The following is a 12,659-nucleotide window of genomic DNA, read 5'->3' as shown; positions in this document are numbered from 1 at the left end:
CATGAATAAGGAGACTGTTGCCTTTCTACTCTTGATCCATTGCTGCATGTGGAGCCATGTGGCGGAGGGCAACGACGCACCGGTGCACTCTGCGGCGCTGCGGAGTATCACGGTCAAGGAGCCTCTTTCGTATCCGCCTTTGTTCGTCACGGCCGCGAAGACACTCGATCCGATGGATCTGGCGCGCGAGTCATGGAAAGGGTGGGTCAGCAAGCGGGGCATTCCATGGGGCATGACGCCTGAACTTCAACCCACACTTCGATTGAGCCACGAATGCCGGGCTTTTCCTTGGCCGAGCATAAAGCAACACGGTGTGGATGGGCCGGACAACAACATGCGGGCCGTGGGTGGGTTGGCTCTTTTGCATGCGGTGCTCGGTGAAGAATTCAAGAATGAACCGGCTGAGGCAGGAATCATTAACTATCAGAAAACTCCATGACACTGCGCCGCTCTCTGCGTTGGCCCACGTGTGATGGGCGGCAGCTCATGTAGTGAGAACTTACCACGAATCGCACAAAAATGGGCAATCAGCCAGCCTCACCGGCAACTATCGCCCACCCCACGTGTTCCAGTCGTCAATTGACGCTTTGTTCCAGGTCTCCGGTGGTTGACCCCTCGTGACTTCATCTCCCCTCATCAATCCTGCCGCGCTCCGCCGCAAAGTGGCGTGGCGCGTTATGCCGTTCGTTTTCCTGCTCTACATTGTCGCCTACCTCGACCGCGCAAACGTGGGCTTTGCCAAGCTCGCAATGGCGGACGACCTAAAGTTTTCCGAGGCTGTGTTCGGCTTCGGCTTCGGGATCTTCTTCATCGGCTATCTTATCCTGGAAATCCCCGGAGCTTTACTCGTCGAACGCTGGAGCGCGCGCAAGTGGTTTGCACGGATTCTTATCTCGTGGGGTTTCATCTCGTCGTTGACGGCCTTTGTGGAGACGCCCATGCAATTCTACATCGCGCGTTTCCTGCTCGGCGTGGCGGAGGCCGGCTTCTTTCCCGGCATCATCGTCTACTTCACACATTGGTTCGCCAACCGTGACCGGGGGCGTGCGCTGTCGGGCTTGGTCATGGCGGTGCCATTCAGCCTTGCACTGGGCGCGCCGGTGTCGGCGCTGTTGCTCAAAGTGAACTGGCTGGGACTGGCTGGCTGGAAATGGATGTTCATTCTAGAAGGTCTGCCCGCGGTGTTGCTCGGTGTGATGACGCTGTTCCACCTGACGGACCGTCCACGCGACGCGATGTGGCTGACGACTGAGGAGCGAAATCATCTCACCGCCGAACTCGAAGCCGAAGCCCGGGTCAAGGAGGCAAAGGGCCGTGTGAGTGTCTGGCACGCACTGCGTTTGCGGAACGTGTGGCTACTTTCACTCGGCATCTTCGCGACGAACGTGGGCGGCTACGGGCTGACTTTCTGGCTGCCAACGACCGTGAAGAGTCTATCCCGCGGTTCCACTTCTGACGCGCTGCTTTACAGCGGCCTCTTCTACACCTGTGGCCTCTTGAGTGTGTTCCTCGCCGGCCAATCCTCCGACCGGACGGGCGACCGCAAATGGCATTGCGTCGCGGGGCAGGAGTTAACGGCGTTGTTCCTGATCGGAAGCACGATCCCCAGCCAGCCATTCTGGCTCGTGATGGGCTGGTTATGCCTTACTGGATTCGCCGCGTTCTCCTGGCCTTCACCTTTCTGGACCTTGCCGACTGTCACGCTGACAGCATCGGCCGCGGCAGTCAGTATTGGGTTCATCAACATGGCTGCCAACCTCGCCGGCTACCTCGGCAACTACAACATTGGCTGGCTCAGAACGCACGGCTTCAGTGAACGTGCGTGTCTTGTACTACTCGCGGGCTGCTACCTGTTGGGCGGCGTTCTCGTGTCATTTGTCCAGGAGATGCGAGACAGACCTGGCGATTTCCGTCCGCTTGATCGAAAGAGCGGGTGATGACCTCAGGCCCTGTCGTGCTGGTTGAATTCACACAGCTCGCGTCATTGTGGTTCTGAAAAGCACCGCGCCCGATAGAGCTTTTGGAAAGAGCAATGGATCATGGTGCGGAGACGAGATGAATTCCGACTTGGAGGAGTCGCCCGACAGAATCCGCTTGAAGCACCTGCCATAAGCACGGCCCTTCTGGTATTCATGCACCCGACTCGAACCGCAAACTGTTGCCAATAAATCAGAAATCCTTTGCTCTAACCGCCTCTTACTTTCGCATTGGTTGACTCGACGTGAAGCGGGTTAGCCCAAATTTCATGGATGCGAGGCGGTTTTCAGTTTTTTTCGCCTTTCGCGCGACGCAACGGCTTGCACGACAAGCCCCGCCTTTTCCAAAACCCCCAAGTGGAGACCCAGCCCCTTCCATCGCGGGCCGCCGCCATGATACGCTGCCCGCCAAAAGATGTTCCTGCGTTTCAACACCCGCAAAAAGGACGGCAAGACGCATCGCTACTGGAGCGTCGTCGAGAACCGCCGCCTGCGCGCCGGTCACACCACGCAACGCACGGTCCTGTATCTCGGCGAGATCAATGACACCCAGCAGGCCGGCTGGCGCAAGAGTCTGGACGCGCTCAACGAAGCCACCCAGCTCACCGAACAAATCTGTCTCTTCCCCGAAGACCGCACCATCCCGCCCGACATCCTCAACGGCCTCCAGGTCAAACTCTCCGAACTGACCCTCGAACAGCCGCGCGCCTTCGGCGATTGCTGGCTGGCCTGCCGTTTGTGGGATGAACTTCAACTGACTCCCTTCTGGCGCGAGCGCCTGCCCGACGGCAAAGCCCAGGTGCCGTGGTTCAAAGTCCTCGAACTGCTGGCCCTGCGCCAACTGGTGTCTCCCGGCAGCAAGTGGCATTTGCATCGTCGCTGGTTTCTCTCCAGCGCCATGGACCAGTTGCTGGATGAGGACTTCGCCCTCGCCGCCAAGAACCGCCTCTACGAATGTCTGGACCGCCTGGACGCGCACCGCGCCGCGCTGTTCACGCACTTGCAAGCCCGCTGGAAGGACCTCTTCGGCGCCACCTACGATCTGCTGCTTTACGATCTGACCAGCACTTATTTCGAAGGCCAGATGGAGCAAGCGCCCAAGGCCAAACACGGTCACAGCCGCGACCGGCGTCCCGACTGTCGGCAGGTGGTCATCGCCGTGGTCCTGAGCGCCGAAGGCTTTCCGCTGGCCTACGAAATCATGCCCGGCCACACCAGCGACAAAACCACGCTGCGCCTGTTCCTCCAAAAGATCGAAGCCCAATACGGCAAGGCCCACCGCATCTGGGTCATGGACCGGGGCATTCCCACCGAAGAAGTGTTGGCCGAAATGCGCGCCAGCGATCCGCCCGTCTCCTATCTGGTCGGCGCGCCGCGCGCCCGCTGGAAACAATTTGCCGCCGAGTTCGAAAAAGTTCCCTGGCAAAAACTGCGCGACGGGATCGAAGTCAAACTCCTGGCCCACGGCGAAGAAATGTATGTGCTGGTCCAAAGCCAGGACCGCCGCGCCAAAGAAGTGGCGATGCGCCGACGCAAACTCGCGCGGCTCTTGCGCACCCTGCGCGCGTTGCGTCGTGTGCGCCAGCGCCCCTGGAAACGCGACACCCTGCTGCACAAACTGGGCGCCGCGCACCAAGCAGCCGGCGGCGCGTGGCGCTTCGTGAAGATCACCCTGCCCAAGGCGCGCCAGCCGGTCAACCCCGACACCTTCCAGTTTGAGTTGTTGAAAGACAAGTTGAAGCAAGCCCAAGAACGCGACGGCTACACCTTGTTGCGCGCCTTTGGCGCCGGCGACCAAGCCGCACCGCTCTGGGAACGCTACCTGCAACTGGGCGAGATCGAAGGCGTCTTCAAGACCTTGAAGAGCGACCTGCACCTGCGCCCGGTCCGTCACCACATCGAGCCGCGGATCGAGGCGCACATCCTAGTGTGCTTTCTGGCCTACTGCCTGCAGGTCACGTTGCGCAAGCGCCTGGAAGCCCACGCGCCGGGCCTGACCCCGCGGGAAGTGCTGGCGACGCTCTCGGCGATCTTGATGTTGGACGTGCATCTGCCGCTGGCCGACGGACGGGAACTGGTGCTGCCGCGCTACACCCAACCCGAGCCGGCGCAACGGTTGGTGCTGGAGAAAATCGGCTGGGACTTACCGCCGCAACCCCCGCCGCGCATTCGCTCGGCGCCGACTGGTCCGGGGAGAAAACGCCGCGAGACGAAGTCAAAAATGTAGTGGAGACCTTTTTGAAGGTTGACCTGCAAATTAACGCCTTACGCCTCCACCCCCACCTCATCCATGAAATTTGGGTTAGTACTCTTACACGTTGAAAAAAGAACGAAAAATGAACGAAAAACGGGAGACGACCAACGGTCGTTGTGTTGTGGTGCTACCACAGTGAAACGACCAGAAACGACCACATCAGTAATCAGGAGCAATCTTATGAAAAATGTGTACTCTGGCCAAGAGAAGGAAACCGCAGTTGAGATGATTTGTAACTAGGTCTGGGTTCATGGGTCTGGGTTCACCCCTTCCGCAGTATCTCCGCGGAAGGGGTTTTTGTTCCGTCCGAACCCCTCCCCCTGAAGACGTCCGCTTCCCAGTCAGGCGTTATAAGCTGACCAGCGACTGTGTAGCGGCAAAGGTTCGTAATATTCTTCCCACGCTTCTCCATTCGCGGGAATCCGCGATGCCATTCGGTAAGACCGTCAGAGTGCATGGGGTCCAACATATGACATGAGACATCATTCATCCACCAGTCGCCAATGGATGGCGTTCGAACCGGTTGGGTCTGTCTGCGGCAGCGTGCGGAGCGGTAGGATTTGATCCAACCCGTCCCAAAGTGCGAGACGGCATCGAACACTCGATATCGGGTCACATACGAGGTGACCCAGAAAAATGAACCCGGTAAGACACGGTTTGCGACATGGGTCTTCGGTGAAAAATGATATGGAAATCGCCTAAAAACATAGGCGGTTTATATATGCAGAACTTACACTGGAACCAATATGACATGTTGGAGCATAAAATGGATCAAGGTGTCTACCACACAGCAAGAGCCGCGCTTCGGGCGACTTCAACGAGTTGAATTGCCTCTCGCCAGTCCTTACAAGCGGCATGACGCCTCGGTCGCATTACGGCGAAGGCTTTTGCGAAGACACCAGCCAAGTTTGGACTTTTCGTCATTCACCTTCCACCATTCGCCCGGCAGCCAAGGCGCTGCTGGAGAATCCTATTTAATTTATGTCAGCAACCATACTTGAACCACCAGTTAGGAAATCGGGTTTGGTCAAACTTTATCGTCAGATGGTTTTGATCCGGCTTTGTGAAGAACGGCTCGCCAAATCGCATCAGCGCGGTTTAATCCACGGGGCTTGCCATACCTATGTTGGCCAGGAGGCGATTGCTACTGGGGTCAGCGCCGAACTGAACAAGGGCGACATGGTCTTCAGCACTCATCGCGGACACGGGCACGCGCTGGTCAAGGGCCTTGAACCGCAACAACTCTTTGCGGAACTGTATGGCCGGGCAACGGGGTGCTCTCGGGGACGGGGAGGTAGCATGCATTTGTTCGCGCCCGAAGTCGGAATGATGGGCACCAGCGGCATCGTCGGACCGTGTATTCTGCAAGCGGCAGGTGCGGCTTACAGCTTCAAACTGCTGAAGAGCAATCATGTTGCCGTGGCATTTTTTGGCGATGGTGCCGTCAACAACGGGGCCTTTCATGAGGGACTAAACATGGCCAGCATTTGGAAGCTGGCGTTGCTATTCGTATGTGAGAATAATCATTACGCAACGGAGGTCCCATTTGCTTATTCGGCCGGCAACCCACACGTAGCCGAGCATGGGATAGCCTATGGCCTGCCCGCCGTGGCAGTGGACGGAAACAACGTGCTGGCAGTGCAGGAAGCCACGCAAGAGGCGGTAAATCGCGCGCGGAGCGGCGGCGGTCCAACCTTGATCGAGTGCAAGACTTATCGGACTCGCGCCCACGCCGAAGGAATGGGCGAGTTTGGCTATCGGACACGCGAAGAAGTCAACCAGTGGAAGACGCGATGCCCCATCGCCTTTTTCAAGGATTATTTGCTGCAAAACCAACTGGCGGAAGCGGCTGAACTTGCCTGCATTGATAAGGAGATCAATGCGTTCGTGGACGAAGCGCACAAGTTTGCCGAAAACAGCCCGGTACCTGCCGCCGAATCAGCCACCCAGCATATTTTTTCAGTTTCCTCTCCAAGGCCAATTTCTCGTAACGGCGATGAGGGTTTGCCCAAGCCCTCGAAATCGGATCGGGTGCTGACGTACATGAAAGCCACCTTGGAGGCGTTAACCGAAGAATTCTCAAAAAATCCGAAAATCTTTGTGCTGGGTGAGGGCATCGGTCACCGCGGCGGCAATTTTGCCACGACGGCCGGGCTGTTTGATATTTATGGACCCGAGCGCCTACGCGACACGCCGATCTGCGAGCGCGGCTTCATGGGACTGGCTTGCGGCGCTGCGATGAGCGGGACCCGGCCCGTCGTGGATTTCATGTTCGCGGATTTCATTCTGGATGCGGCGGGCGAAATCATCAACCAAATCGCCAAGATGCAATACATGAGCAGCGGTCGGTTGAAGATGCCGATCTTATTGCGGGGTTGCATTGGCATCGGCCACTCGGCGGCCACGCACCACTCGGGCAGCTATTACTCCATGTATGCGCACTTTCCCGGACTCAGAGTTGTGGTGCCCGCGACCCCGCAGGACGCCAAAGGTTTGCTGAAGACGGCGCTCAATTGCGACGACCCGGTTCTCTTCCTCGAACATCGCGAACTCCTGAGCGTGAAAGGCCCGGTTCCAACCGGGGAATACTTCATCGAATTCGGAAGGGCAGCGGTGGTTCGCGAGGGAACGGATGTGACGGTGGTCGCGCTGGCGTTGATGGTGCATAAGACGCTTCAGGCGTGTGAAGTTCTGGCCAGGGAGGGCATCTCGGTTGAGTTGCTTGATCCGCGCACCGTTGCGCCGTTGGATGTCGAAACCATTTTGAACTCCGTGGCCAAGACCGGACGGCTATTGATCGTGGATGAATCGTTTGGGCCCTGCGGCATCGGCGCGGAGATCGCGGCGCAACTCGCCGATCGTGGCTTTGATGAGTTGGATGCTCCCATCCGCCGTCTTAACGGCGCGCACACCCCCACGCCGTACAGTCCTTCGCTCGAAAGCGCGGTGGTGCCCGACGTTGACGCGATCGCGAAGGCCATCCGTGATCTGTGCAGCGAATAACCGGGGACCGAAACTGTTATGCCCATCGAAATCATAATTCCGCGGCTCGGCTGGTCCATGGATGAAGGCAATTTCGTGGGCTGGCTCAAGCAAGATGGCGAGCAAGTCAAAAGCGGTGAGCCGCTGTTTACCTTGGAGAGTGAAAAAACCGCCCAAGATGTTGAAGCCACGGACAGCGGAGTGTTGCGTATTCCGAAGGATGCCCCGCAACCCGGTGCCGTGGTAAAAGTGGGGCAGTGCATCGGCTATCTCGTTGCGGAAAATGAGACCGTTGAGAGTGGCGCAACACCAGCCCAAGGATCGCCTGCGCAGAAAGAAAAACCACGCAACGATTCGCCAGAAGTTGATTCGGTCATTCCTCTCGTCGTTTCACTCCCAGCCACGATCGAGCATCCGGAAATGGCGGTAGCGCCCGTTATCAGTCCGCGCGCGCGTCGCCGGGCAGCGGAGCTTGGGGTGGACCCAACCCGCCTGCAGGGCAGCGGACGCACAGGGAGGATCATCGAGTCCGATGTGTTGAAGGCAGCCGCTAGTCAGGGCACGGCTGCGATTGCATCACCGGCCCGTAAAGCTGCTCCCACCAGCGTTGGCCAGGTTTCGATCATGCGCCGTAGCATCGCCGAGCGCACGGCGCTGAGTTTCTCGACGATTCCCCACTTCTACCTCCGCGCAGAAGTGGACGCGACTGAACTCGTCAAAATGCGGGAGCACCTGCTCGAAGTTGTGGAAAGAGAATGCGGTGTCAGAGTTACGGTGACGGATTTTCTTTTGCGTGCACAGGCACTCGCACTGCGCGATTTCCCGGCGGCCAACGCAGTTTGGCAGGAAAACGGCATCGAGCACTATGCCGACGCCGACGTCGGCGTGGTCGTGGGGTTGCCTGATGGATTGTTGATACCAGTCATTCGCACCGCCCAGAAACTATCCCTCGTGCAACTCGCCAAAGAGCGGGCGCGATTGGTCGAAGCTGTGCGGACAGGCCGCTTCAACGCCGAGATGCTTGCAGGGGGTGCGACCAGTATTTCAAATCTTGGCACCACACGCACCGACGAATTTGCGGCCGTCATCGCGCCGCACCAAAGTAGCATGCTGGCGGTGGGGCGTGCCATACCGCGGCCCTATGTCGTGGAAGGTCGTCTCGAAATCCGCACCACCATCTGGCTCTGCCTGTCGGTGGATCATCGTGTCTTGGACGGGGGGCCAGCCGCCGAGTTCCTGGGGCGGATCGTAGAGTTGCTGGAAGCCCCGAAAGCGCTGGTTGACGACGGAGCGAGACACTAACGCGGCGTAGCCGGAACCAAGAGGCTGGGGCAAATTGGGCGATATGGAAACGACCGCTGCCACTGCCATTTCCGAACCCAGTGCGCTGGTTTCCCGTTACGCCTCGCAGATCGCTGGTCAACTCGGCTGTTTTGATCGCGTGGTCATCACCGGCAGCCTGCTGGACGTTTGTCATACCGCCGCTTTGGAGTGACAGCTCCACCAAGCCGGCATCCGCTGCTTCGACCTGGGCGTTTTCGCCGAACCTCTGCGTGACGCGCTGCGCGATCACGCCGTGACGCTGGCCCGCGCCGCCGGGCTGGAGGTCGAGTTCATTTTATTCCAATTTGGTAATCTTGGTAAATCAGATATGAATATGCTTTCGAAGGGCGGGCGCTTACGATTCTCGTCTGGTTGCTTACGGTTTCCAACGCCCGCCATACTTCGCACTTCTCGCGAATGGTCGCGAGGAGTGGCGGTATGGTGTTGAAATCATAACTTTATGAAAAAATCCACTCGAGGCTGGATCAGTATGCTGTTGGCGTGTTCGTGGAGTACCGCGTGGTGCGGCCCGGCGGTCCACCGCACGGAGGATGTGATCTATGGCCGCAAGTTTGGGACAGTTCTCACGATGGATGTATTCCAGCCAACCAACGCGAATGCCTGTGGCATTATCTTTTTAGTCAACGGTGGTTGGATGTCCAGCAAGGCCAATCCGAACATGGTCACGATCCAACCGGATTACTATCGTCCGTTCCTCGACCGCGGGTACACCGTTTTTGCCGTTGTGACTAGTTCGCAGCCGAAATTCACAATCACCGAGATAATCGAAGATGTGAATCGGGCCGTCCGCTTCGTAAGGCATAATAGCGGAAAGTTTGACATCCGACCCGATCGTTTGAGTATCACGGGATCCAGTTCCGGAGGACATTTATCGCTCATGATCGCGGCCCAAGGCAGAGCAGGAATTAAAGATTCACCAGACCCTATTGAGCGCGAGAGCAGTGCCGTGCAAGCGGTAGCCTGCTTCTTTCCGCCGACTGATTTCCTGAATTGGGGCGGCCTTGGAATCGATGCCGTCGGACTTGGCACAATAGCATCGATGCGGGCCGCCTTTGGCCCCCGCGCCTCCACGCCGGCCGGACGGCAAGAACTGGGCCGAGAAATTTCTCCTATCAACTTTCTCAGTTCGAATCTGCCACCGACGTTGATCATCCATGGCGACGCGGACCCGGGGGTTCCAATCCAGCAGTCAGAAAGTTTTGCGCAGTGTGCCAGGGCAGCGGGTGCAGTGCATGTCGAATTACTTGCGCGGCCCGGGAAGGGACATGGTTGGGGAGAATTTTGGAAGTCTACCGAAGACATTAATGCATTTGTCGATTGGTTTGACAGGTATTTGCAAAATCGGGGCACATGACACTCATCACACCGCGAGAGGTCAATGCGCTACGCCGCAAGTTTCCATGGTCCGTGCGGCCCTTGGTGTTTCTCCTCTACATTGCAACGTGTTTTGACCGCGCCAAGGTCGGCTTGGCCAAGCTGCGCATGGCCGACGACCTGAAGTTTTGCGAGGAAGTCTTCGACGTGGGCATCGGTATCTTCTTCATCGGCTATCTCATTTTGGAAATCCCCGGTGTGCTGCTCGTCGAACGGTGTAGCGCGTGGAAATGGTTTGCGCGCATCCTCATCGCGTGGGGTTTCATTTTGGTGCTTACCGTGTTCGTGCAGACCATCCAACCAAGGAATCACCGAGTACGCTCAGCGAGAAATGATTCTTCATCCGCCTTGGTCCAGTTCTTCGCAGGGCGAAGCGAGGTCGAACGAATCTGTGGATAAAGCACAATTTTGCCATCTGTTTCGGTGTTCTTGATCAGCTCCAGTGCGCGTGGGAACTGGTCCAGGCTGCCCACCATGGTCATGTGCCGGCTGACCTCGATTGCTTCGCTCGAAGTTAGTCGTAGGGTCTCGGCAATGTCCGCCGGTGTGCCACCGCTTGAGCCCGCAACGCAAATGTCCTGTAAGCGTCACGCGGAGGACCGTCTTGACGAGTCAGAGCAGCGGAGTCATAGAGGCGGGAGATCTATGCTCTGACGTTTATGATGTTGCCTGCCGTTGCAGCGAATGCCGTGTCTTACTCCAGGCTTCTGGGGTGACTTCCGGGATTTGCCGGTTGGTCATGTGTGGCAGGCGGGTGAACACTTCACGCAGATAAGCATAGGGATCCAGGCCACGACGGCGGCAACTTTCAATGACGGTGTAAATGATGGCGCTGCGTGCTCCGGCCTCAGCCTCGCCGACGAAGAGCCAGTTTTTTTATCGAAAGCTTTCGATAAAAAAAGAACTGGTTGTTCATCGGGCATCCCGAAGCCGCTTGGCGTGCGGCGGTGATCTACACGCTCATCGTCAGTTGTCGCCGGCGCGGGATAGAACCGTGGGAGTATCTGCCGACGTGTTGCAGCGTCTGCCGGCGATGAAACAGTCCGAGCTGTCCACGCTCCTGCCCGCCCACTGGAAACCTGCCTGACTTCGGTCGCCAAGGCTGTAGCCTGTAGCTCACCGGAGGCTTACAGAACACAGGTACGAGACCAAGATGCACAAGACGGTTCAACACTTCGAGCCGGGAGAAACGGGCCAGAATCAGGATTTGGATTGTTAGTTCTTTTGTACGATACTTAGCACGTCGGCCGCCTATTAGCTGTTCATGCTTTCTTGACCGGGGGTGCATGAATGACCTCCCCGCAAACCGAGTGCGCGGCTTCCATCCAAGCCTCACCGAATGTTGGGTGCGCGTGAATGGTCGCGCCGAGTTCGCTGGCCTTGAGCTTTGCACGGATCGCGATGGCCGCTTCGGCAATCAACTCCGTTGCATGGGGGCCGACCACTGCCGCGCCGAGCAGAGCATCGGTGCGGTCGCAGACAATCCATTTGGCAAAGCCAACCACATTGCCACTGGCAATTGAGCGACCCAACGCACCGAACGGGAACCTGCCGACCTTTACCGGGATGCTGCGTTTCTGCGCGTCCAGTTCGCTCAAGCCGACAACACCGACTTCCGGGGACGTAAAGATCACGCCGGGAATCACGGTTTCATTTCGGCCGGATCGCCTGCCGCAGGCGTCGTGCGCGGCGATGATGCCTTGGGAGGTGGCGGCATGGGCCAGTTGCGTCCCGCCATTTACGTCGCCAATGGCGTAAATTCTTGGAACGCGGGTCTGGCCAAACTCATTGACCTCAATGAAACCACGATCGTTCGGCCGCAAACCCGCCTTTTCAAGCGTGAGTTCTTCCGTCACGGGTTTGCGTCCGACTGCTACGAGCAATAGATCCGCTTCGAGTTTCTGGTCGCCGAACTGCCCCGAAACACCGTTCGTTGTCGTCTGGATATTGCCCAGCGGTTTGCCGGTGAGAATCCGAATACCATGAAGCGCCTCCATTGACCTGCGAACTTCGCGGCGCATGTCGGAGTCCGAGCCTGGCAAAATGTCCTCCAGCAGCTCAACAATCGTCACTTGTACCCCAAGCTGTGCCGCCATGCAGGCCAGTTCACATCCGATGTAACCACCACCCAACACAAGCAGTTTTCCAGGAAGTTGCGTCAGCGCCAGGAAAAGCGCGGCTCTCCAGAATACTCTCGTGCTTCGGAAGTGTAGTGGGCAGAGAGGAAGTGGAGCCGGTCGCGATGATGAACTTTCCGGCGCCGAGTTCGATTGGCGGCACTCCTGGCGAAGTAACACCGATGCGATCACTACTTTGAAATGAGGCCGTTCCCCTGAATGCCTTAACGCCGTTGGCTTTGAGAAGCTGTCCAACACCGCCATGTAACTTGGCTGCTGTTCTGTCCTTGTGGCTCGCCAGCGCCGGGTAATCAAGTGTGAGGCTCCCAGCCCTGATGCCGATTGACTCCGCTTTGCAAACCGAGTGGCAGAGTTTCGCCGAGTCGATGAAAAGTTTTGTGGGGATACAACCCCAGTTCAGGCAGGTGCCGCCCAATTCCTCCCGCGCGACGATGGCTACCGATACGCCGAGTTGGGCGGCGCGAATCGCAGCCGGGTAACCGCCCGGACCTGCTCCAATCACAACGATGTCATAGTTTTCCATAATCTTCTCCTATCTTGGGTTCAACGTCACGAGCTCTCCGACAACTCCTCGCTTTTGGCTTCATGTCA

The 12,659-nt window shown here is 57.9% G+C and carries 9 protein-coding genes and 1 pseudogene; 8 read left to right on the top strand and 2 right to left on the bottom strand.

Annotated features, from left to right (window positions below; all coding sequences use genetic code 11):
• The first annotated feature begins 1 nt into the window (after position 1).
• The 8 genes from HY298_09040 (at position 2) to HY298_09005 (ending at position 10,329) form a co-directional block, all read left to right on the top strand.
• Positions 2 to 439, top strand: coding sequence for a hypothetical protein (locus tag HY298_09040; GenBank protein MBI3850419.1), 438 nt, complete (start codon positions 2 to 4; stop codon positions 437 to 439).
• Positions 440 to 617: 178 nt separating this feature from the next.
• On the top strand, positions 618 to 1,937 hold the full coding sequence (locus HY298_09035; GenBank protein MBI3850418.1) for an MFS transporter: 1,320 nt from the start codon (positions 618 to 620) through the stop codon (positions 1,935 to 1,937).
• Positions 1,938 to 2,391: 454 nt separating this feature from the next.
• On the top strand, positions 2,392 to 4,203 hold the full coding sequence (locus HY298_09030; protein ID MBI3850417.1) for an IS1634 family transposase: 1,812 nt from the start codon (positions 2,392 to 2,394) through the stop codon (positions 4,201 to 4,203).
• A gap of 1,008 nt (positions 4,204 to 5,211) precedes the next feature.
• Complete coding sequence (locus HY298_09025; protein MBI3850416.1) at positions 5,212 to 7,233, top strand: dehydrogenase E1 component subunit alpha/beta; 2,022 nt, start codon at positions 5,212 to 5,214, stop codon at positions 7,231 to 7,233.
• 18 nt (positions 7,234 to 7,251) lie between these two features.
• Positions 7,252 to 8,514, top strand: coding sequence for a 2-oxo acid dehydrogenase subunit E2 (locus HY298_09020; GenBank protein MBI3850415.1), 1,263 nt, complete (start codon positions 7,252 to 7,254; stop codon positions 8,512 to 8,514).
• A gap of 43 nt (positions 8,515 to 8,557) precedes the next feature.
• Positions 8,558 to 8,707, top strand: coding sequence for a hypothetical protein (locus HY298_09015; GenBank protein MBI3850414.1), 150 nt, complete (start codon positions 8,558 to 8,560; stop codon positions 8,705 to 8,707).
• Between the two features lie 288 nt (positions 8,708 to 8,995).
• Entirely contained in the window at positions 8,996 to 9,910 is a 915-nt protein-coding gene (locus HY298_09010; protein MBI3850413.1) for an alpha/beta hydrolase, read from the top strand.
• Positions 9,907 to 10,329 carry a hypothetical protein gene (locus HY298_09005; protein MBI3850412.1) on the top strand — a complete coding sequence of 141 codons (423 nt, stop codon included), beginning with the start codon at positions 9,907 to 9,909 and terminating at the stop codon, positions 10,327 to 10,329. Before HY298_09010 ends, HY298_09005 begins: the two co-directional genes overlap by 4 nt.
• A 258-nt stretch (positions 10,330 to 10,587) precedes the next feature.
• On the opposite strand, the pseudogene HY298_09000 reads toward HY298_09005, so the two are convergent.
• A pseudogene (locus HY298_09000) lies at positions 10,588 to 10,806 on the bottom strand (transposase domain-containing protein).
• Between the two features lie 386 nt (positions 10,807 to 11,192).
• Entirely contained in the window at positions 11,193 to 12,227 is a 1,035-nt protein-coding gene (locus tag HY298_08995) for an FAD-dependent oxidoreductase (GenBank protein ID MBI3850411.1), read from the bottom strand.
• Positions 12,228 to 12,659: the final 432 nt, after the last annotated feature.

This window comes from Verrucomicrobiota bacterium (assembly GCA_016200005.1).
Classification (GTDB): Bacteria; Verrucomicrobiota; Verrucomicrobiia; order Limisphaerales; family PALSA-1396; genus PALSA-1396.
This window is presented reverse-complemented; position numbering and strand designations above follow the sequence as displayed.